This is a genomic window from Streptomyces sp. NPDC001222 (assembly GCF_042896945.1).
GTDB lineage: Bacteria > Actinomycetota > Actinomycetes > Streptomycetales > Streptomycetaceae > Streptomyces > Streptomyces gibsoniae.
In genome coordinates, this window is record NZ_JBIAXT010000011.1 from 215,178 (window position 1) to 234,631 (window position 19,454).

Below are 19,454 nucleotides of genomic sequence, written 5' to 3' on the forward strand. Positions count from 1 at the left end.
GGCCGCGCAGCTCAGCTGGCCGCGGCCCGGCAGGCGCAGTGGGAGCGGCCGCGCTACCAGGCCCGGGGCGGCCGATGCCGAAACCGCTGTCTCCTGTCCCAGGAAGGCGGCGCCGGAGAAGCCGGAGAGGTCGCGCGCCTGATGACAGAGCAACTGCGGGACGTCCCCGACGGCGGGCCGACCGTGTCCGCCTCCGCCCGGATCCGCTGGAGAAGCATCTCCCACGTTCTGTCTGTCGATCAGCGGCGATGCTGTTGATGCACCGTCTCCCACGGCCCGTACCGCTCCGGTGGATCAGGCCACGGCAGGCCCGTGCGGATCCGGTGCAGCACCCGGTTCACCTCCTGGCGACGGTCCCGCCACCTGCCACAACGCCCATTGCTCACCGGCAGAAGCGGTTCCAGCCGCTCCCGCCGAGCATCAGTCGCATCATCGCCGTGTCCCATGGTCCTCTCAACGACTCAGCGGATCGCAGGAACACCCATAGGAACTGCCCCGCGCGGCTGCGGGACGGTGCGGGCAGGCGCTCGATGGAGGCGCCTGACGGGGCTCCAGCTCAGGAACTACAGACGCGTCAGGTCGATCACCGTCTTGTGTTCACCTCAGTTCGCCGCCGGGCGCTCCGCGCGGAGCATGGAGAAGATCACCTGATCGTGCCACTGGCCGCCGCGCCACTGCGCGGAGCGCAGCACGCCCTCCCTGACGAAGCCCGCCTTCTCCAACGCTCGCTGCTCGGCGAAGTTGGCGCAGTCCGTCCAGGCTTGGAGCCGCTCGGCCCTGGTGTGGTCGAAGAGGTACTCGGCCAGCAGTCGCTGGGCCTGGGTGCCTATGCCGCGCCCGTGTGCGGCCGGCACCAGGCCGATCGCCAGGGTCCAGCAGGTGGAGGTGGCAGGCCGCCCCCAGGTACTGGCGAACCACTCGACCCGGCCCACCGTCCGGCCCGCCTCCGCGACGGAGAGCACGCCGCCGTCGGGGCTGAGCAGGCCGGTCTCCGCGAACTGCCGGCGTAGGCCGACCGGTGAACCGAAGCCGAACCACTGATACTGGCCGGTCCCCTCCGGCCCGTTGAACTCGCGCTCGAACAGGTCGAGATCGTCGGCGGTCACCGGGTGCAGCGTGATCTCATCGGACATGGAACGACTCCTGTTCCTCGCGACCACAGGGTTCGACCGCGTATGGCCACCGTCGGCAATGACGTCTGACTCTTCCACACATCAAGCCGCGCCCCGGCAGGATTTCCAGCGGCGCGCGCCCGGAAAGATCCCCCGGACAGCACACCTATTGCTGAATTCCGCCTTTGGTGGGTACAGGTCCTGGTAGTGGGGCGGTTGCGGGTGCTCGGGGGCGGGTGCTGGGTCACGGCGCTGAGGGCACGGCAGGGCCCTGACGAGGGGTAGCAAGCGGTGGTCCACCGCCTGTCAGCGGCCGGAACACAGCGCGGCTCATCACGCCGGAGCTGGCCCGGGTGGGACTGACCTGGGCAGCGCCGGAGTGAGCGGCTTCCGGCGGGTTGGGATGCAAGCTGCCCGTGACGCCCCGTCAGCGACCCGGTGTATGAGCTTTCCGGTCGTTCCCCTCCTGGCGACTTCAGATGTCCGATCCGGTGTCCTCCTCGTGTCGGAACTCGTCGTGTGCGCGGCACATGTTCGGTGCTGCCGCTGGGCTGGACCGGTCCACCGTTGTGCCGCCCAGCCGTGCTGGCGGATAGTTGAGCGACGCTCCGTCAGACCTACGTTCCTTGCGCGCCGGAGGTGCCGTGACCGAGATCTTCGTAAACCGCGAGCGTGAGCAGCAGCAGCTGCTTGACCTGGCTACGGCGGTAGCCGGTGGCACGGGTCGTGCGTACTGCATCGAGGGCCCGGCGGGGATCGGCAAGACGGCGCTGCTCAAAGCCTTCCAGGAGAGGGCGGCAACCATCCCCGGGCTGCGGATCTCGAAGGTCACCTGCCACGGTCAGATCGGGGCTGAGAACTCATACGGCCCGATCATCGATCTCCTCGCGTTGCAGCCGGCGCCGAGATCGCCGCGGCGCTGGACACGGCGCCGCCGCATCGCCACCGATCTGGCCCCCGACCTGCTGGAGCTGGTCCCCGTCGCGGGGACGGCGCTCAAACTGGGGGCTCAGTTGATAAAGGACGTGATCGAAGAACATTCCGAGGCCGACCCGAACGGGCTCATCGGACAGGTGGGCCGGGTCGCACAAATCCTCGCCGGCGCCCTCCTTCGAGCGGTGGTGGTGCATGGACCCACACTCCTCATCATCGATGACGCGGAGCGGATCGACCCCAGCAGCTGCATCGTGCTGGACTACCTGGCCCAGGCGCTGCCCTCCACCCCCCTGGGACTCGTCCTCGTCCACCGCGACTCCGTCTGGGCCGCAGGACAGCACCCGCTGATCGGACTGCTGCGCACCTGGCGCTCCCACAGCCTGGCGCGGGCCATCCGCCTGGAGGGCCTTCCGGACACCGCCGTCGGGGAGTACCTCCGGCAGCAGCTGAATCTGTCCCACGACGACGCGGCCGTCCGCGGCATCCAGGACCTCACCGCCGGTCATCCCCTGCTCCTTGCCCAGTACGTCACCCTGGTGCGGGACCGGCAGGCGGCCGACAATCCCGAAGGCCGCAGCCCGGCCGACATGCTCACTGATCCCGGTCTCCCGGAGCGCCCCCTGCTCGACACGGTCGAGGCAGTGCTCTCCGAGCGGCTGGCCCTGCTGGATCAGGCCACGATCCGGCTCCTGGTCATCGCCGCGACTCAGGGGCGTTTCTTCCTCTCCGCGGTCGTGCAGGAGGCGTCCGGATTGTCGCGGGAGGAGGTCCTGGAGCGGCTGTACGAGGTCGAGGAGCGGGGCGGCCTCATCCAGGCGGTGCCAGGACCGGAATGGGCCGTGGACACGCGATCCGACTGCTACCAATTTCAACACGCCCTCGTACAGCGTTCCTTGTACGCGAGGCAGAGCGGGCAGCTTCGCCGTGACCGGCACCTGGCCGTGGCCGAGGCGATCGACCGCTTGCTTCGCTCGCTCACCGACCCCCCGCGTGACCTGCTTCTCGATCTCGGCCGGCATTACCACCTCGGAGGCGCTGTGCAGTCGGCCGCCCGCCACGACTACCGCATGGCACTGGATCTCGCCCGCACCGGTTCTTCATACGCCGAGGTCGCCACGTTGTGCAGCCAGGCGATGAACGCCCTGCAGCGGCTGCCGAGCGATGGCGGCGAGAACGACCGTCTGCGGGTGAGCACACTCGAACTCCTCCTGGTGACCTCCGAGACCCACTGGGAGGCTTCGGACTCGGACGAGAGCGGCGTCCTGCGGCTGGCCGTGGAGGCAGCGGAGGCCGCCGACCGGGTGGGCGATCCGCCGCTTCAGGCGCGCGCCGGCTTCCTGTACGGCAAGATCCTGCTGCACGCACGGGGCGGGGAAGCCTCGCTGAACGTCCTGGCCCAAGCTCTGGCGAGGACCGGCAAAGAGAGCGACCCGGTCAACTGGTTCCTGATCGCCGCCGAGTACGGGGCTCAGCTCACCCAACGCGACCTGGTGCGCGGGATGGCGATGATGCACGAGGCAGAGGAGTTGCTGCACCGAGCACCTCAACTTCGCGATGGGCAAGACGCCGTGGTGCGACTGATCGCTGACCAGCTCGAGCAGCATCTCGGCATCAACCACCTTGACGCGGGCGACCCGCACGGAGCGCAGGTCCGGCTGACTGCTGTCCTCGAACGGCTGCGGGCCCGCGGTGCCACGGACCAACTGCAACCGCCGCTGAACTACCTGGCCCAGACCCGGATCGCGCTCGGCGACCTCATGGGGGCGCAGGAACTGCTTGATGAAGCCATTGGCCTGACCGATCGCTCCGGCGCCGCTGACCACCCTGCCAGCGCCTGGCATGCGTACCAGGTGGCGCTGCTGGGGCACGTCGCGCTGCTCCGGAATGACACGGAGACCGCGCTGGAACGGCTACGTGCCTCGGCTGACGAGGTTGACCGGTCCGGAATCGTCAGCATCGCTCCCCTCGTCCACAACTACCTGGCCGAGGCCCTGCTGGAGGCCCTCCCCGCCGACGACCGCCGCATAGCCGAGGCAGAGCGCCTGGCGGCGGAGAACGCCGCCGACTGCCGACGGGCGGGGACAGCGCGCAGTGAGGTGGTCGCATGGTCGCTGGTGGCCCGCGCCCGGCTGGCGCAGGGGCGGCTCCAAGAAGCCCTGCGGACCAGTGCCATTGCTGTGGCGATTCTCGAGGACAGCGGGGGACGGCTTCCCGCGGTGAGCGCCGAAGAGATCTACTACCACCACGCCAAGGCACTCTCCGCCACGGGCGACCAGGACGGCGCAACCCGGTTCCTGGAGCGCGCTTGGCAAGAGATCCAATACAAGGCTGTCTCCCTCACCGGCCCGGCGCGCCGTCGTTTCCTGGAGGACGTCCCGATCAACAGGTCAGTCGCCGGGGCCCTGGGCCACAACGCATGACCGCCGGTCATCGCCCACTGCGGAACGCGGCACAGGGCTGGGCGGTTTCGGCTGGATGATCAAGCGCAGCATTGCGTGACTCCACGGGTACCGACACCGGATGTGCACAGGGCGGACGGTCCCCGGAGGCGAGCCCAGGGGCTACGGTGCAAAACCGGGCCCTGGCCCCGCTATGCCGCGCTCGGCGGGGTTACGTGGGTGCGGCGCCGGAGCGCGCATACGAGGGGAACCGCGGCCGGCCGAGCAGATCGACGAGATCTTCCACGGCTCGGGCGGCACCCACGGCTCGCGGAAGGTGTTCATCGAGCTGGTGCGCAGAGGCCGGCGGGTTTCGGTGAACACGGTCGCAAAGGTCATGTCCGAACTCGGGCTGGCCGGACATGAGATCCGTAGGCACCTGTCGCTGACGAGGCCGGGTAGCGGGCAGCCGCCCCGGACTTCGTGCGCCGGGACTTCACCGCCGAGGAACCCGATCTTGTCTGGGCGGGCGATCTCACTCCGGGCACGGCACCACCATGCCCGACGAGGCCCGCCGCGACGAAGGGATCACGCGACTCCGCCGGAAGCCTGCCGGGAAGACCCGTGGGTGCAGCCTGCTCGGCAAGCGCCTGGACGCGGCCGCCACAGCCATCGCAGCCCACCATCACGACAACACCGGCTCGGCCAAGAGCTCGTCCGCCGGCAGCCGCGTCACCCCTGTGAGGACGCGCAGCAACCCATGACACAACGCCGCCTTCTGCGAACGGGTATACGGACCATGCGGGCGCGACCTCGGGGTATTGCAGAAGACCGTTACCGCCGTCAAGGGCGTGGGCACGGGCCGAAGACGGCCGCGGCAGCCGCTCCATGGGCGAGATTGAGGATGCGGTTCTTGCTCACACGGCTTCCGTAGCCGATCACGCGTCCGTCGAGGACGGGCACGATCAGGTCGCGGTAGTAGGCTCCCCGGTCGGTCTGCACGGCGCGGGTCGGCACGCGCTGCTGGACGAGCCAGCCGCGATGTGCAGGATCCCGGACCACGGCCTTCCACACGTCCGGTGTGGTGTCGACGCCGATGAACACGTCCCGGCCCCAGTAACTGTAGGGAGCTTTGAGGACCAGGTCACCGCGCCCCGCCACCGTCTCCAGTTCTGTAATGCCGTCGCCGAGTTTGCGGCTGAACGGCACGAGGGCGTCCAGAGCGCTTGCCTGGTCGGCTGTGAACAGGTGACGGAAGCGCGGGTCGGAGAGAATGGCCAGGCACAGCTTGTTTTCCGCGACCCACCGCACAGCGGGCACATTGGGGATGATGAGATCCCCTTCGGCGACCCGGGACTGGAAGACGTCCCAGTCGGCGGTCTTGCGGACGTTGCGCTGCAACTTGAGGTAACCGAGTCGTAGCTCCGCCGCCTCCTTGGCATCATCGGCCTCCAGAACCACGGGGGTGCATCCCAGGTTGCGTAACTGGGCCCGCATGAGGTCGAACTCGAAGCTCGTGCCGTTGGCAGAGGTGAACAGGCCGACGCGGCGGATTTCCTCGCTGTTGAGCCCCTTCCGCCGCCCGAACCCGGTCAACCACTCGGCGAACCACTCGTCGGCCTCGATCGGCGCCCGAGCGGCTCCCGCCTCATTGAGCACGTCGCCAAGCGCCGATGCGCGCCATGCGCGATTCAGCACGCCGTGCGAGAGGACGCCGCCGGGGCTGCTCGGATTGAACTCCAGGACACGTACCGAGCCCATGGTGTCTCCCAGCAGGTCCAGACGACAGAAGTCCACGCGCAGCCGCTCGGGCTGCTTTTGCCACATGATCCACTCGTGCAGCATCGGTGGTACCTCGAGGAGCCGCTGCACCTCGGAGTCGCGTGAGTAGCGGCGGACAACCTGCTGCAGGCACTCCACCACCGTGGTCACCCGGTCGTGCAAGAGAGGCTCGGCCGCCGTGTCCAGCACCGACACAAAGGGCAGTGCCGGCAATGTCTTGGACTTCGCGCCCGCGCTCCGGGCATGCCTGTTCACCAGCCCCTCAGCGGCGATGCGGCCCTCGACGTCTGCGAACGCCTTCACCATGAGAGGGGCTGTCGCGCGAGGGCGGCCAGGGCTGGCGTTCAGCCCGAACTCGGAGCCGAGAAGTGGGAGGTCGTCGCGCACGGTGTTGCTCACAGCCTGCTGTAACGACTGGCCCAAGTCCGCGGCATGCCGCCGGCCGGGTGTCACCGTTCCGATCCTCCCGATGGGCCATCGTCGACGCGCCCGACGCAGAGACCAGGCCCACATCTTGGACCGCTTGCGTCATACAACGGTCGACTAACCCTCCTTGGGCCTGTATCGAGTCGCTGTCAATCTGCCCCGTCCGTCTTCCTCGATAGGATGACGGCATGCCGCCAACGCTTCCGCCCCTGGTCACTGACGCGGCGGCGCTGTCCGTCGCCGGAGCCGGGCTCAGCCAGTACAAGATGGGCCCGGCACTGATCGGGGCGGGGGCGGATGCGACCGTGGTCCGCCACGGTCGGCTGGGATCCGGAATCAATCCTGGACCCGGCTGAACTCAAGCGCGAGTGGTCAGATGAACTGAACGACGGCAGCATCCACGGGCTTGTGCTCTGCGAAGAGCTGCCTACCGAACTCGTCCCGAGCGCCGACTACGAAGTGTTCCAGCCCGGATAGCGATGGATGCCGTATCGCGGGGAGGAACCAAGCAGCCTCACGACCGACTGACAAGACAAGCCCCACGGAGGTCAACTCATCCGCATTCCTCGCACCGGTCGCCAGCCGCAGTGGGTGCGGGAGACGGACAACTGATCCGCCGGACCACAACCTGGGACGCCATCCTGCGGGGAGGGTGTGCCCACGGGCTCAGGTGGTGCGGGGCGGTCGTGGTCATTCGCCTGTCCGGCCGGGTTTCGTCGGAGCCGGGGGTACCGGGTCCGGACGCTGGAGTCGGGCGGCGGCCGGTCCGTGCCTGGCTTCGGTGGAGGGGCCCGGTTCGGGGCGGCGGCGCCCTGGGAGCACGACCGAGACGACGGCAGCGGCCGCGCAGATGACACCTCCCAGCACGGCCGCGGCCCCGTAGCCGCTGGGATCGGGCAGGGACTGTCCGGGCGTGGTGTGCGAGGCGAGCACCGTGGCGCTCAGTGCGCTTCCTGTGGAGAACCCGACGTAGCGCAGGACCTGGTTGAAGCCCATGGCGCTCCCGACCTCCTGGGCGGCCACCGAGTTGACGATCAGCCCGGGAACCAGGGCGAAGACGCAGCCCACGCCGAGGCCTGCCACGCCCATCACGAGGAACAGCTCCCACAGGCCGGAGCGGCTCAGCGTGAACAGCAGCATGGACACGAGGATGACGCCGCAGGACAGCGGCAGCGTCAGCCGCCAGGACAGACGGCTCGCCACCAGCGGGATGGCCCTGCTGGCCAGCAGGCTGCCGACCGAGAAGGGCAGCAGGATGAGCCCGGTGACGACGACCGACACACCGAAGCCGTGGCCCGCGCCCACCGGCGCCTGGGCCAGCCGTGTGACCAGGGACAGGAGCAGGTACATCCCGATGCCGGCGACGAGCCCGATCGCGTCGGCGGTCAGTACGACGCGGTTGCGGAGCTTGCGCAGGTCTACCAGCGGCGCGTCGATGCGCAGCTCGTACACGGTCCAGACCGCCAGGCAGCCCAGGGACGCGGCGAGCAGGCCGAGCAGGGTCGGCGATGTCCAGCCCCAGGACCCTCCCTCGCTCAGCACGAGCAGCAGCCCGGCAAGGACCGCGCCGAACAGGACCGCGCCCACCAGGTCGAAGCGAGGGGAGGCCAGGTGCCGGGAGCGGGGCACGACGAGCGCGGCCGACGCGAGGGCGGCGGCGCTGACCAGCGCGCCGAACCAGAAGCTGCCGCGGTACCCGAAGCCCTCGGTGATCAGACCGGTCAGCGGGTACCCCAGGCCGACACCGGCCACGGTGGTGATCGACAGTAGCGCGATCGTGGAGCGGGAACGTTCCGCTGTCAGGTTGTCCCGGGCGGTCGCGATGCTCAGCGGACTCAGGCCGAGCCCGATGCCTTGCAGCGCCCGGCCCACGATGAGTGGGCCGAAGCCGAACGGGAGGGCCACCAGCACGCTGCCCACCGTGACGACGGACAGGGCGAACAGGATCAGCGGGCGCCGCAGTGGACCGTCGCCCAGTCGTCCCATCGTGGGTGTGGCGACCGCGCCGACGAGCAGGGTGCTGGTCACGGACCATTGCGCATCCGAGAGCGGGACGTGGTCGGCGGCGGCGATGCTGGGGATCAACGGTGAGCCGAGGCTGCTGATCACCGCCATCACCGCGATCAGGTAGACGAGCACGGGGACCAGTGCTCGCCGCCGCCAAGCGGTATCCGCCGGGTCCGTGCTCATCGTGTTCTCCTCATCCCGTTCCGCTTGCCCGTGGCACGTTTCCGCGGTGCACGAACGATGGTGGCGACCGGAGCCTGGGCCCCGGCGATGCGTTCTGGCCTCGGCGGCGCGGGTGGTGCTGGGCGCCCTGCCAGGGGCGGGTTGTTCGGGATACTTCGAGGGTTGCGTCCCTTGGCCCGCGACCCGTCGGTCGACTGGCCGGGCCGAAGAGTGCGGCCCGGCCAGACCCGGCGGAGGTGATCGCGCGCTCCCGATGTCCCTCGGACCTCGTTGTCCGTCACCGCTGGGACCCCGAGCCGAGGTGCCGTCCCTGGCGGTCGATCAGCCGATGGCCGACCCACCGGGCGTCGGGGGCTCCGTCCGCCCCTGGGCCGGCCCAGGGGGCACGGCTCACTGGGCCGCGGTGGAACGCTCCTCGTCCACCCGCGTGGCCTGGGCCGCGACGGCGGTGACGCGCTCGTGGAGGGGGGCCGTCGGCGTGCGGTCGACCTGCAGGCTGAGCAGTTCCGGGCGGGCGTAGTGGCCGCGCGTGTCAGCCATGCGCTTGCGGCGGTCGATCATCGTGAAGTCCAGGTCGGCGATGACCTCGCCCTCGCCGGCGGTGAGCGGCTCGCCGACGATACGGCCCTCGGGGTCGATGATGGCCGTGAAGAAGCCGTGGGAGAACAAGCCGACGGGGACGCCGTTGTCCTCGGCGAGCTTCGCCTTCTGGTCGTCGTCGAGCCAGGCGGTGGCGTTGACCACGAAGGCGGCCGACTCCAGCGCGTGCTGGCGGATGGCGACCTCCATCTGGGGGGCGAATTTGTCGCTGCCGAGGCCGCCGGGGAACATCGCGGCGTGGATCTGCTCGCCGTCGGCGATCAGGGCGTAACGGGCCAGCGGCTGGTAGTGCTCCCAGCAGGCGAGCTGGCCGATGCGGCCGACAGCGGTGTCCACCGCGCGCAGACCCGAGGCGTCGCCCTGACCCCAGATCATCTTCTCGTGGTAGGTCGGCGTGAGCTTGCGGCGGCGCTGGACCAGCGTGCCGTCCGCGTCGAACAGCAGCTGCGTGTTGTAGATGGTGCCGCCGTCGCGCTCGTTGACGCCGATCGACACGACCATGCCGGCCTCCCGCGCGGCCTCCCCGATCGCGTCCGTCTCGGCGGACGGCACGGTGACCGACTCGTTCAGCAGGAGCAGCTGATCGGCGTCCATGGTGTAGGGCGCCTTCACGAAGCCGAAGTAGGGGTAGTAGGGGACGACAGTTTCCGGGAAGACCGCGAACTCGACATTCTGCTTCCCCAGCTCGCGGATCTTCTTCACGACACGTTCAATGGTGCCCGCGCGACTGTAGAGCACCGGGCTTATCTGGACAGCGGCAACCTTCACGGTCATGTTGTAGCTCCTTGGTCACGATCTGTGGTCATGGGGTCTGGCGTTGGCGGGCCAGCGATAGGAGCATATGCTCCTATCTTCCGTAGCGCAAAGACCGGCTGCGCGGCTGGCGCCGCCCGAGCGGGCGGGTCGGGGAGGGTGTCGGATGCGTCCGCGGCGGTGGTTGATCGCGGTGGCGGTCCGGTGTTCGGCTTGCCAGCGGTGCCGGCGCATCGTATGGACGGGGTTACCCCGTGTAGGCGAGATTGTGCAGCCGGACGATGCCTAGCATGGCGGTGTGAATGCCGTCGCCTTTCAGTCGGCAGTCGCGAAGTACCTTCCATGCGGACTTACGCAAAGTCGCTGACGCCCGCGCGCCTGGCACGGTTCGTCCAGGGTGATGGCGGTGTCGTAGGCGTCGAGCGGCAGTGCGGTGGTGAGCACGGGAGTCTCCGGGCGGTGCGGTGCGCGCCGCCGGGACCATCCGGCGTTGCCGGGTCGGCGCGGCGGCGCGTCCGTGCGTGCGGGCGAGTTCGACAGGTCCCGGTGTGGAGTTCGGCGACGAGGCCGCCGCCCGTCCGGTCGCGGGAGTCGGAACAGGCCGTTGTCGTGGGGGGAGTTCTGCCGCGATCGGGGGCGACGCCGCCCCCGAGGCGTTGGTCTGCAGGTCGGCTGGTGGCGGTCTGGCGGGCGAGTACCAGTTCGGTGCTCGGTTTGCGCCGAGTGGCTCGGCGGGCTGAGTGGTCGGAGACCAGCCCGGTGAGCGTCAGATGGGTCTCGGGTGGGTCTCGCGTCGCCCGGTGTACCGCTACAGGGGCCGCCAACGCTTGTATTCGGCGTTGGTGTGCTCGATGCAGATCCGCTGTAAGGATTGACGGCGGCGCTTTTCGCGCCAGGCGTGGTGCTCGCCGAGTGGCGCGTCGTCCTTGGGCTTCTTCGGCGGGGCGCTGACCTGGTCGGGGAACTCGTTGGCGAGGCCCCGATAGCCCTCGTCGGCTTCGGCTTTCACCGTCGGGTGCTGATGGAACTGCTCAGCAATGCCTTCGGTGCGCACTGCGGTCTGGTCGTGAGGCGAGCTCCGGCGGCTCGACGTCGGTCTCCTCCGCGCCGCTCACGGAGGGCCGGTCCGCGGCTGGACTCCACCTGGGCGCCAGTTCTTCGATCAAGTCACCGAGATGTGCGCGGGAGACGCTGGTCAGGGCAGGTGGACATGTTCCCGGTGGCCGAATCGCGCGGTGCTCGCCATCACTTCGGCCATCAACGCCTCGAAAGTAGGCGAGCTGTCGGCCTGTGTCCCGGGCCGGTGTGAGGTCATGAGGGCACCCCCGGGGCGGTGCGCAGGGCGGGGATAGCGTCGGCGGGCAGGTTGCCGAGCGCACGGCGCTCCAGGTCGGTGACGGCCTGTCGGATGGCGGCGGTCAGGCGTCCGGAGGGGGTGAGCTCGATGAGCACCGCCCGGCGGTCTCCCGGGCGGGTGCCTCGGGTGATGTGGCCGCGTCGTTCCAGGCGGTCCAGCACGCTGGTCAGCGTGGTGGGACGAGTGCCCACGACCGCTCCCAGTTCGGACAGACGCCACCGAGGGCACCGACAGGGCGGTGGTCGAGCAGGTCGCCAAGATCGCTGCCGCGCGGGGCATTCCCCTGGGCGCACGTCGCGCTCGCGTGACTGCTGCGTAACTCTGTGGTCTCGGCCCCGATCGTGGGTGCGGGCAAGCCCTGCCACCTCGAGGGCGCAGTGGCGGCGGTGGACGTCGGCCTGACCGACGAAGAAGTGGCCGAACTCGAGGCGCCTTTCGTTCCGCACCCGGTCGTGGGGATCTCCTGATCGCAAACCGGGGTGCCCATCGAAGAGGTTCTCGCGTAGGGCGGCTCGGACAGCTCCGGCACATCCCGGACGACGGTGAGTGGCCGTCCGGGCAGGCCGGGACATACGCCGAGCAGAGGCTCGGCAGTCGATGACGGGGCGGCGATCGAGCCCCATTCGGGGTTCGGCTGCCGGAGTTGACACGGCCCGTCGGGCCCACCACTCCCGGAGGGCCCCAACGGGCTTTCATCCGTGGACTATGGACAGCGCTCGACGCTGTCCATAGCGTGTTCGCAGGCCGACATCCGCCTTGTTGTCGCGGCGCTCGGAGCCTTCCGGCGGGTAACTGGCCGGCTATTTCACCAGTCCGTGTCGCTTCGCGTATGCGTTCGCCACGTCCTGCGGGTCCTTCTTGTCGTTGTCAACCCGGCTGTTGAGTTCGGTGAGGTCTGCGGTGGTCAGGATGTTGCCGAGCTGGGCGAGTGCCTTGCGGACGGTGTCGTCAGCCTTGCGGTCGGCGATGAGCGGGACGATGTGCTGGCTGGGGATTAGATGCTGGGGGTCGGACAGCACCACCCAGTCGTTGGCCTTGATGTCGGTGTCGGTGGTGAAGAGGTTCGCCACGTCCACGTCGCCCTTCTTCAAGGCTCCCTTGACCAGCGGGCCGTCGGAGTCCAGAGACTTGAACTCCTTGAACTCGACGCCGTACACGTCCTTGAGGCCGACCGCGCCGACCTGGCGTTTCTTCACCTCGGGGGCGGCGCCGATGACCAGCTTGCCGTTCTGCTTCTTCAGGTCGGCGAGGGAGGCCAGGCCGTATTTGTCCGCAGTCTCGCGGGTGACGACGAAGGCGTCCGAGTCCTCCGCCATGCCGTACGACAGGACCTGGAGTCCAGCGGGCAGGGCGAGGGTGAGGGCGTTCTGCATCGCGCCCTCCTCGGTGGGCGTAGCCTTCGGGTCGAGGTAGTTGAGGAGGGCGCCCTGGTACTCGGGGAGCAGGTCGATGTCGCCGGTCTTGAGGGCGGGGATGACGATCTCGCGGGTGCCGAGGTTGGGGCGCACCTTGGTCTTGACGCCGGCCGCCTCCAGGACAGCCGCGTAGAGGTAGCCGAGGACCTGGTTCTCGGTGAAGTTGGCGGTGCCGATGGTGACTCCGCCCTTGCTGGAGCCGCCGCCGGCGGTGCTCGTGCCCTGGCCGTTGAGGGAGGTGACGCCGCTCGCGCACGCGGAGAGCGCCGGGATGGAGACTGCGGCGAAGAGGCCGCCGAGGAGAGCGCGACGATTCATGGTTGGGATCCCTAGGCAGTGCGGTGGCGGAAGAGGAAGCGCTGGAGTCCGGCGAGGGCGATGTCCAGGACGATGGCGACCACGGCGACCAGCACCGCGCCGCCGAGCACCTGCACGAGGTCGCGCTGGGCGAGCCCGTCGAAGACGTAGCGGCCGAGGCCACCGAAGGAGACGTAGGCGGCGATGGTCGCCGTGGCGACGACCTGGATCAGGGCCAGGCGCAGGCCCGTGGCGATCAGCGGGAGCGCGAGCGGCAGTTCCACCTGGAACAGCACCTGGTGGCCGCGCATGCCCTGCCCGCGCGCCGCGTCTTTCACGTCCGGGTCGACGGCCGTCATGCCGGCATACGTGTTGGTGACGATCGCTGGGACGGCGAGGGCGACCAGCGCGACGTACACCGGCAGCATCGACAGGCCGCCCGCCAGGAAGACCAGGACGACGAGGCCGACGGTCGGGAGCGCCCGGCCGAAGGACGCCAGGTTGATGGCGATGAAGGCGCCCTTGCCGGTGTGGCCGATGAGCAAGCCGAGCGGGAGGCCGATGGCTGCCGCGATGAGCGTGGCCAGCAGGGAGTACTGGAGGTGCTCGGTGAGGCGGTGGGCGATGCCGTCGGGGCCGGACCACTGGGAGGCGCTGGTCAGCCAGGTGCCGAGGTTCTTGAAGAGTTCGTACATGTCAGGCTCGCCGCCTTCGCCATGGGGTCAGGACGTACTGAAGGGCGACCAGCAGGGCGTCCGCGACGACGGCGAGGAGGAGGGTGAGCACCACTCCGACGATCACCGGGGTCGGGAAGTTGCGCTGGAAGCCGTCGGTGAAGAGCTGGCCGAGGCCGCCGTCGCCGATGTAGGTCGCGACGGACACCAGAGAGATCGACATCACCGTAGCGATGCGGACGCCCGCCATGATCACGGGCAGGGCGAGCGGGAACTCGACCGTGAGTAGCGTCCGCAGCGGGCGCGTGCCCATCGCCTTGGCGGCCTCCTTCGTCCTCACGGGCACCGAGTCGAGGCCCTCGACCGTGTTCCGCAACAGCACGACCAGCGTATAGACCGTCAAGCCGATCACTGTGGTGGTGCGGGTCAGGCCGCTCACCGGGAGCAGCAGGACGAAGATTGCGATCGACGGGATCGTGAACAGCACGTTGGAGACGCCGAGGAGAAAGCCGCGCAGGGGGCGGATCCGGTGCGCGATCACTGCGAGCGGCAGCGAGATCAGCAGGCCGAAGAAGACGGCGGTCAGGGCTGCCTGGAGGTGGGAGAGGGTGAGGCTCGCAAGGTCGCCGGTGTGTTCGGATATCCAGGACCAGTCGATCGTCATGCGGCCACGCTCACTTCGGCGTGCGCACGGCTCGCGCGCGCATGGATGTCGTCCCGGGACGAGACGCCGGTGAGCATGCCGTCCGCGTCGACGCGGACGACCAGGCCGGTGGGGGAGGCGACCGACTCGTTGAGGGCCGACAGCAGGGAGTCGGTGTCCTTGAGCGGGCGGAGGGGGAGTACGGCGCCCCCGGCGTCCGTCGAGGCCCAGTGCAGGGGCCTGCGGGCCGCGTCGAGGGCGACGGTCCAGGTTCCGCCCTCCGGGGCCGGGCCCTGCGGGACGTCCGCGAGGGTCTTCAGCGACAGCAGCTTCAGCCCGCGCTCGGCGCCCAGGAAGTCGGCGACGAAGTCGTCGGCGGGGCGGGCGAGCAGTTCCTCGGGGGAGGCGTGCTGGACGAGGTGGCCGCCGGTGCGAAAGACCGCGATCTGGTCGCCGAGGCGGACGGCCTCGTCGATGTCGTGGGTGACGAAGACGATGGTCTTGCTCAACTCCTTCTGCAGCCTGCGCAGTTCGTCCTGGAGCTGGGTGCGCACCACAGGGTCGACCGCGCCGAACGGCTCGTCCATCAGCAGCACCGGCGGATCGGCGGCGAGCGCGCGGGCGACGCCGACGCGCTGCTGCTGGCCGCCGGAGAGTTGGTGCGGATAGCGGTTGCCGGCATCGGCGGCGAGACCCACGGTCTGAAGGAGTTCGGCGGCGCGGGCCCGTGCCTTGCGGCGGTTCCAGCCGAGCAGCAGCGGGACGGTGGCGATGTTGTCGAGCACCGTGCGGTGCGGGAACAGACCGGCCTGCTGGATGACGTAGCCGATGGAGCGGCGCAGCTCGGCGGCGTCCTGCCGGGTGATGTCCTTGCCGCCGACCCGGATGGTGCCGGAGGTCGGCTCGACCATCCGGTTGATCATCCGCAGGGTGGTCGTCTTGCCGCAACCGGAAGAGCCGACGAGGACGGTGACGCCGCCCTCCGGCATCTCCAGGGAGAGATCATGAACTGCTGTAGTGCCGTTGGGGAAGCGCTTGTGGACCGCATCGAACTGGATCATGAGATGTCCCTTGCCCGGCTGCATAACGTCATGCAGAGTTCTAGGTACGTGAATGACTTGTCAACAGGTACGCGCTAATCCGTGGTAATGGATGACCAGTGGGCAAGATGGAACGTCCGGATTGATGGGAGTTTGCGCTTGATGTCGTCTCGGATGGTGGACATACCTGAATCCGTGCGCTCCGGATCGGTGGTCCTCGACGGGATTGGTCTGGGTGTCGAGGGCGTTGTGCGCTTGGCTGACGGAACTGCGCGGCCTGCCCCCGACACCGAAGCGATGAAGCGTGTGACCGAGTCCTGGGACGCCGCCCGGCAGATCGCGGCGACCCGACGCGTCTACGGCCGCTCCACCGGTGTCGGCGCCAACCGGAACGAGGACGTGCCCACCGAGGCCGCCGCCAGACACGGTCTGCGCCTGCTGCGCAGCCACGCAGGCGCCATCGGCGAGGAACTCCCGGCTCGCCAGGTCCGCGCGATGCTCGCCATACGAGCCAATCAACTGCTGGCCGGGGGCGCCGGCTTGCGACCCAGCGTCGTCACGGCCTTGTGCGAGGCGCTGGACGCCGGAGCGCACCCCGTCGTCAATGAGTTCGGTTCGGTGGGGACGGGTGACATCGCGGCGCTGGCACAGGTGGGTCTCGCGCTGGCGGGGGAGCGGCCCTGGCGGGGAGCGGCGACGTCCTTGAACGGCGCCTCCGGGGAGTGCGCCCCAGGCGTGGATCCGTCTGCCGAGGGGGACGTCGTCCGCGCCCCCGAGCCTCAACCCCTCGACAACAACGATGCGCTCGCGCTCATCAGCAGCAACGCCCTCACCCTCGGCCAGGCCGTCCTCGCCCTCCACGAGCTGCGCGGGCTCATCGGTGCCACCCAGGTCGTCGCAGCGCTGTCGCTGCTCGCGGTCGACGGGTCGCACGAGCCCTACGCGGCCCCCGTGCACGCGGCCCGACCGCACCGGGGCAGCGCCGAAGTCGCCCGGCGGATGCGGGAGCTGATCGGCGCTGCGGACCGGCCGACCCCGCCGCTCGGCCGGGTCCAGGACCCGTACGGCTTCCGCTGCCTGCCCCAGATCCACGGCCCCGCGCACGACGCGGCGGACGCCCTGGAACAGGTCCTCACCATCGAGATCAACGCGGCGGCCGAGAACCCGCTCATCTTCGCCGAGGACATGGCCGCCTACCACCACGGCGGCTTCTACCTGGCCCAAGTCGCCCTGGCCCTGGATCACTTCCGGCTGGCAGTCACCCAGGTGGCTCGCCTGTCCACGTCCCGCCTGTCCACCCTGAACGAGCCTGCCTACACCCGCCTGCGCCCCTTCCTCGCCGACCCCGAGCCTGCCTCCTCCGGCGTGATGATCCTGGAGTACGCCGCCGGGGCCGCCCTCGGTGACCTCCGGGCTTTCTCGGCACCCGCCTCGCTCGGGCACGCCGTACTCTCCCGGGGTGTCGAGGAACAGGCCAGTTTCGCCTCGCTCGCCGCACGTCAGACCCTGCGGGCCAGCGGCGCGTACCGTCTCGTCGTCGGCTGTGAACTCGTGGCTGCCGTACGGGCTTTGCGGCTGCGTGACCTCAGGCCCGACGCGGATCTTCCGGTGGGCCGGGCGCTGGCGCTCGCCGAGTCGGTACTCGAAGAGGACCCGGCCGACCGGCCGCTCACGGACGACGTGACAGCGGCGGCCACACTGCTCGACCGGTTCACGGAGATCTGGAGGGGGAGCACGCCATGTCGCACCAACCCCCAATAGCCCTTTGCAGAGGGGGCGGCGAACCGTTCCCCCAGCGCCTCCGTGGGGAGGGCTGTCGTGGGTCTCGTTCACCACCGGGGCCACCAACACCGGAATCACCCGGCCTGGGTACGGGCGCCACCCGGAGGTCGATCGTCAAGTTCCGCACGTGCAGGGTCACCCGTCTCGTGGGCGGGCGGACGGCCACCACGGACTTACCGCCACAGCCTGACGAGGGGCTGGGGAGGAGCCTCGGCGGGCTTTCCGGAACCGTGCGGGGCTCTGACAGGTGCCTTTGGTCGAGCGCTCAGGATTGGGCGGTGAGGCCGTCGTCCACTGTCACGTCTCCCGGCTCCAGCGTGATGCCGGAGCTACGCGCCTGCTCGAGTACCGGGGTGGCAAGGTCCTCTTCGGTGTGGCGGGCGCCGATCGCCGCGTGAACGAGCTGCGCGGCCGCGGAGGCCACGGACATCGGGACCTCCAGTTCGCGGGCCACGGACAGTCCCGGGTCGAAGGCCTTGCGCAGCAAGGATATTGGTCGACTACTCGGGGCTGAAGTCCGGGGAAGATCGTCGCGGTCAACGTGCAGGCACCGTTCATCCTTGCCAAGGAGGCACTGAAGCGGCTGCGGGACGGTGGCCGGATCATCAATATCTCCTCCAGCGTGACCCGGATCGCCTGCCGCGACTTCATCGCGTCCTCCCTCACCAAGGGCGCGATCGACACCTTCACCCGTACCCTTGCCAAGGGCGTCGCCGGCCGCGGGATCACTGTCAACGCGGTGGCGCCCGGTTTCATGGACACCGACATGCCCTCGGACTGCTAGGCGTCCCGGAGATCCTCACCCAGGCCATGGAGACGTCCGCGTTCATTCGGCTCGGCCAGGTGGCGGACATCGCCGACATCGTGGCATTCATAGCCTCCGACGGCGCCCGCTGGATCACCGGCCGGATCATCGAGGCTTCCGGCGGCTCGCACCTGTATCGCTGGGAAGTAAGTCCCGACCCGGGCCCGGCCGAAGAGGCACGCCGGCCAGGCAGCGGACCTCACATCGACACTGGCCCGGTTGATCGGGCAAACGCGTAGACAGTCCGCTGCTCGGGCTGTTAGGCAAGTGATCACAGTAAGTCGATCAACCGGGGGGACACTCGTGTATTCAGCCGCAGCCGCGCGTCGCGCAGCGCCGATATTGCTGACGGCGGTTCTGCTGACGGCCTGCTCGTCCGGGCAGGACAGCACTACGTCGGCAACCCCCGTTGGTGGCTCGTCGCCGACCGCGCCGACCTTCACTGCGAGCAGCGACACGGCGAGCCCCGGCCCGTCGGTCACGAGCGCTTCCAGGGCGGCGGGCTACCCGACCACAGAGGCCGCGCCGGGAGCAGCGGTACCGCAGGTCCGGGACGCCTTCGCCGTGCTCCAGGCCACCTATAGCGACGGCTGCACCACGCCGGGCAACTGCGAGTACTTCCTCACCCGGGTGCTGAACAATCTCGACGACCTGTACAACTCGATGAAAGCCAGCCCGAAGGGAAGCGGGCACTTCGCCGGTCCCCTCGCCTGGATCCGCGCGATGCAGGACACCCTCGGAGGCGACTTCTCGTTCCCGAACCTCAAACGGCACCACAAGCTGCTGCTGGGCACCCGGGACAAAGTCAACACCTGGATGCAGTCCCACCCCGACGACTACCGGTGAGGCCGGGCAGCGAGGACGAGATCGGCGGAGGTCGATCGCCTCCGTTGCTCCCTCCACCGCCGCGTCCGGGTACGCGGCTTACGCGTTCGCCGGCTCACGTCACGTCGTCGTAGCCGTTCACCCGGTCATGGTCCGGGCCGTCCGGCTCGGGGAGGGCGCGGGACGCCGGCACCGGTTCGACCGCGTCGATCTCCTCGGGGGTGAGGTCCAGCTCGGAGGCCTCGTCGTCCGAGAGACCCTGGTCGGCGCGCCGGGCCCGGCGGCTGTCGTTGAGCAGGGAGAAGGCCACGGCGACGAAGTACAGCGCCCAGATCGGCGCCGCGAGCGCCAGCATCGACATGGGGTCGGCGGTGGGCGTCGCCACCGCCGCGAAGGCGGCGATACCCACGACCATGCCGCGCCACCAGCCGAGCATGCG

20 protein-coding genes and 1 pseudogene are annotated in these 19,454 nt (G+C 69.4%); 7 read left to right on the forward strand and 14 right to left on the reverse strand.

Translation table 11 applies throughout. From position 1 onward, the window contains the following. Nucleotides 1-239: 239 nt before the first annotated feature. Both ACFY2Z_RS17880 and ACFY2Z_RS17885 read right to left on the reverse strand, forming a co-directional pair. Nucleotides 240-446: a transposase gene (locus ACFY2Z_RS17880; protein WP_390745089.1), complete on the reverse strand. Its 207-nt coding sequence runs from the start codon at nucleotides 444-446 to the stop codon at nucleotides 240-242. A 156-nt stretch (nucleotides 447-602) separates the two neighbouring features. Beyond that, nucleotides 603-1,133 (reverse strand): GNAT family N-acetyltransferase, encoded by a 531-nt coding sequence (locus ACFY2Z_RS17885; protein ID WP_390745090.1) that lies wholly within the window; start codon nucleotides 1,131-1,133, stop codon nucleotides 603-605. 623 nt (nucleotides 1,134-1,756) lie between these two features. Between ACFY2Z_RS17885 and ACFY2Z_RS17890 the strand changes: the two genes are divergently transcribed. Both ACFY2Z_RS17890 and ACFY2Z_RS17895 read left to right on the forward strand, forming a co-directional pair. Then, nucleotides 1,757-4,468, forward strand: coding sequence for an ATP-binding protein (locus ACFY2Z_RS17890; RefSeq protein WP_390745091.1), 2,712 nt, complete (start codon nucleotides 1,757-1,759; stop codon nucleotides 4,466-4,468). A gap of 172 nt (nucleotides 4,469-4,640) precedes the next feature. Continuing rightward, nucleotides 4,641-5,360, forward strand: a complete 720-nt coding sequence (locus ACFY2Z_RS17895) for a transposase (protein WP_390745092.1) — start codon at nucleotides 4,641-4,643, stop codon at nucleotides 5,358-5,360. Here ACFY2Z_RS17895 and ACFY2Z_RS17900 read toward each other — a convergent pair. Beyond that, nucleotides 5,270-6,514 (reverse strand): hypothetical protein, encoded by a 1,245-nt coding sequence (locus tag ACFY2Z_RS17900; RefSeq protein ID WP_390745093.1) that lies wholly within the window; start codon nucleotides 6,512-6,514, stop codon nucleotides 5,270-5,272. The two genes, ACFY2Z_RS17895 and ACFY2Z_RS17900, sit on opposite strands and share 91 nt — an antisense overlap. A gap of 308 nt (nucleotides 6,515-6,822) precedes the next feature. On the opposite strand from ACFY2Z_RS17900, the gene ACFY2Z_RS17905 reads away from it, so the two are divergent. Next, nucleotides 6,823-6,990: a hypothetical protein gene (locus tag ACFY2Z_RS17905; protein WP_390745094.1), complete on the forward strand. Its 168-nt coding sequence runs from the start codon at nucleotides 6,823-6,825 to the stop codon at nucleotides 6,988-6,990. A 334-nt stretch (nucleotides 6,991-7,324) separates the two neighbouring features. On the opposite strand, the gene ACFY2Z_RS17910 is transcribed toward ACFY2Z_RS17905, so the two are convergent. The 9 genes and pseudogenes from ACFY2Z_RS17910 to ACFY2Z_RS17950 all read right to left on the reverse strand — a co-directional run bounded on the left by ACFY2Z_RS17910 (nucleotide 7,325) and on the right by ACFY2Z_RS17950 (nucleotide 15,624). Next, nucleotides 7,325-8,824 (reverse strand): MFS transporter, encoded by a 1,500-nt coding sequence (locus ACFY2Z_RS17910; RefSeq protein ID WP_390745095.1) that lies wholly within the window; start codon nucleotides 8,822-8,824, stop codon nucleotides 7,325-7,327. A 390-nt stretch (nucleotides 8,825-9,214) separates the two neighbouring features. Continuing rightward, the gene (locus ACFY2Z_RS17915) at nucleotides 9,215-10,198 is read right to left on the reverse strand and encodes a nitrilase-related carbon-nitrogen hydrolase (RefSeq protein ID WP_390745096.1); all 984 of its coding nucleotides are present in this window, start codon (nucleotides 10,196-10,198) and stop codon (nucleotides 9,215-9,217) included. 226 nt (nucleotides 10,199-10,424) lie between these two features. Continuing rightward, nucleotides 10,425-10,532, reverse strand: a pseudogene (locus ACFY2Z_RS17920) (IS5/IS1182 family transposase); the annotation flags it as partial. A gap of 453 nt (nucleotides 10,533-10,985) precedes the next feature. Further along, nucleotides 10,986-11,231, reverse strand: coding sequence for a hypothetical protein (locus ACFY2Z_RS17925; RefSeq protein ID WP_390745097.1), 246 nt, complete (start codon nucleotides 11,229-11,231; stop codon nucleotides 10,986-10,988). A 257-nt stretch (nucleotides 11,232-11,488) separates the two neighbouring features. After that, nucleotides 11,489-12,157 (reverse strand): MarR family winged helix-turn-helix transcriptional regulator, encoded by a 669-nt coding sequence (locus tag ACFY2Z_RS17930; RefSeq protein ID WP_390745098.1) that lies wholly within the window; start codon nucleotides 12,155-12,157, stop codon nucleotides 11,489-11,491. Between the two features lie 177 nt (nucleotides 12,158-12,334). Then, on the reverse strand, nucleotides 12,335-13,267 hold the full coding sequence (locus tag ACFY2Z_RS17935; RefSeq protein WP_390745099.1) for an ABC transporter substrate-binding protein: 933 nt from the start codon (nucleotides 13,265-13,267) through the stop codon (nucleotides 12,335-12,337). An 11-nt stretch (nucleotides 13,268-13,278) separates the two neighbouring features. Further along, on the reverse strand, nucleotides 13,279-13,941 hold the full coding sequence (locus ACFY2Z_RS17940) for an ABC transporter permease (protein ID WP_390745100.1): 663 nt from the start codon (nucleotides 13,939-13,941) through the stop codon (nucleotides 13,279-13,281). A 1-nt stretch (nucleotide 13,942) separates the two neighbouring features. Then, complete coding sequence (locus ACFY2Z_RS17945) at nucleotides 13,943-14,584, reverse strand: ABC transporter permease (RefSeq protein ID WP_390745101.1); 642 nt, start codon at nucleotides 14,582-14,584, stop codon at nucleotides 13,943-13,945. Further along, complete coding sequence (locus ACFY2Z_RS17950) at nucleotides 14,581-15,624, reverse strand: ABC transporter ATP-binding protein (protein ID WP_390745102.1); 1,044 nt, start codon at nucleotides 15,622-15,624, stop codon at nucleotides 14,581-14,583. Before ACFY2Z_RS17950 ends, ACFY2Z_RS17945 begins: the two co-directional genes overlap by 4 nt. Nucleotides 15,625-15,765: 141 nt before the next feature. On the opposite strand from ACFY2Z_RS17950, the gene ACFY2Z_RS17955 reads away from it, so the two are divergent. Then, a complete protein-coding gene (locus ACFY2Z_RS17955; protein WP_390745103.1) occupies nucleotides 15,766-17,364 on the forward strand; it encodes an aromatic amino acid ammonia-lyase in 1,599 nt (532 codons plus the stop codon). Between the two features lie 286 nt (nucleotides 17,365-17,650). Here the strand turns inward: ACFY2Z_RS17955 and ACFY2Z_RS17960 are convergent, their stop codons facing one another. Further along, nucleotides 17,651-17,872 (reverse strand): hypothetical protein, encoded by a 222-nt coding sequence (locus tag ACFY2Z_RS17960; protein ID WP_390745104.1) that lies wholly within the window; start codon nucleotides 17,870-17,872, stop codon nucleotides 17,651-17,653. Between the two features lie 39 nt (nucleotides 17,873-17,911). On the opposite strand from ACFY2Z_RS17960, the gene ACFY2Z_RS17965 reads away from it, so the two are divergent. The 3 genes from ACFY2Z_RS17965 (at nucleotide 17,912) to ACFY2Z_RS17975 (ending at nucleotide 19,036) form a co-directional block, all read left to right on the forward strand. After that, nucleotides 17,912-18,169, forward strand: coding sequence for an SDR family NAD(P)-dependent oxidoreductase (locus tag ACFY2Z_RS17965; protein ID WP_390745120.1), 258 nt, complete (start codon nucleotides 17,912-17,914; stop codon nucleotides 18,167-18,169). A 26-nt stretch (nucleotides 18,170-18,195) separates the two neighbouring features. Beyond that, nucleotides 18,196-18,429 (forward strand): hypothetical protein, encoded by a 234-nt coding sequence (locus ACFY2Z_RS17970; protein ID WP_390745105.1) that lies wholly within the window; start codon nucleotides 18,196-18,198, stop codon nucleotides 18,427-18,429. A 325-nt stretch (nucleotides 18,430-18,754) separates the two neighbouring features. Continuing rightward, complete coding sequence (locus tag ACFY2Z_RS17975; protein ID WP_390745106.1) at nucleotides 18,755-19,036, forward strand: hypothetical protein; 282 nt, start codon at nucleotides 18,755-18,757, stop codon at nucleotides 19,034-19,036. Between the two features lie 94 nt (nucleotides 19,037-19,130). Here ACFY2Z_RS17975 and ACFY2Z_RS17980 read toward each other — a convergent pair. Continuing rightward, nucleotides 19,131-19,454, reverse strand: a 324-nt coding sequence (locus ACFY2Z_RS17980; RefSeq protein ID WP_390745107.1) for a twin-arginine translocase subunit TatC, incomplete at its 5' end; no start/stop codon positions are given.

Excerpts from the sequence above, each read along its gene's own strand:
- ACFY2Z_RS17880 (WP_390745089.1), bottom strand. The coding sequence starts at position 446 with ATGGGACACGGCGATGATGCGACTGATGCTCGGCGGGAGCGGCTGGAA.
- ACFY2Z_RS17885 (WP_390745090.1), bottom strand. The coding sequence starts at position 1,133 with ATGTCCGATGAGATCACGCTGCACCCGGTGACCGCCGACGATCTCGAC.
- ACFY2Z_RS17895 (WP_390745092.1), top strand. The coding sequence starts at position 4,641 with ATGCCGCGCTCGGCGGGGTTACGTGGGTGCGGCGCCGGAGCGCGCATA.
- ACFY2Z_RS17900 (WP_390745093.1), bottom strand. The coding sequence starts at position 6,514 with ATGGTGAAGGCGTTCGCAGACGTCGAGGGCCGCATCGCCGCTGAGGGG.
- ACFY2Z_RS17905 (WP_390745094.1), top strand. The coding sequence starts at position 6,823 with ATGCCGCCAACGCTTCCGCCCCTGGTCACTGACGCGGCGGCGCTGTCC.
- ACFY2Z_RS17910 (WP_390745095.1), bottom strand. The coding sequence starts at position 8,824 with ATGAGCACGGACCCGGCGGATACCGCTTGGCGGCGGCGAGCACTGGTC.
- ACFY2Z_RS17915 (WP_390745096.1), bottom strand. The coding sequence starts at position 10,198 with ATGACCGTGAAGGTTGCCGCTGTCCAGATAAGCCCGGTGCTCTACAGT.
- ACFY2Z_RS17930 (WP_390745098.1), bottom strand. The coding sequence starts at position 12,157 with ATGGGGCTCGATCGCCGCCCCGTCATCGACTGCCGAGCCTCTGCTCGG.
- ACFY2Z_RS17935 (WP_390745099.1), bottom strand. The coding sequence starts at position 13,267 with ATGAATCGTCGCGCTCTCCTCGGCGGCCTCTTCGCCGCAGTCTCCATC.
- ACFY2Z_RS17940 (WP_390745100.1), bottom strand. The coding sequence starts at position 13,941 with ATGTACGAACTCTTCAAGAACCTCGGCACCTGGCTGACCAGCGCCTCC.
- ACFY2Z_RS17945 (WP_390745101.1), bottom strand. The coding sequence starts at position 14,584 with ATGACGATCGACTGGTCCTGGATATCCGAACACACCGGCGACCTTGCG.
- ACFY2Z_RS17950 (WP_390745102.1), bottom strand. The coding sequence starts at position 15,624 with ATGATCCAGTTCGATGCGGTCCACAAGCGCTTCCCCAACGGCACTACA.
- ACFY2Z_RS17955 (WP_390745103.1), top strand. The coding sequence starts at position 15,766 with ATGTCGTCTCGGATGGTGGACATACCTGAATCCGTGCGCTCCGGATCG.
- ACFY2Z_RS17970 (WP_390745105.1), top strand. The coding sequence starts at position 18,196 with ATGGAGACGTCCGCGTTCATTCGGCTCGGCCAGGTGGCGGACATCGCC.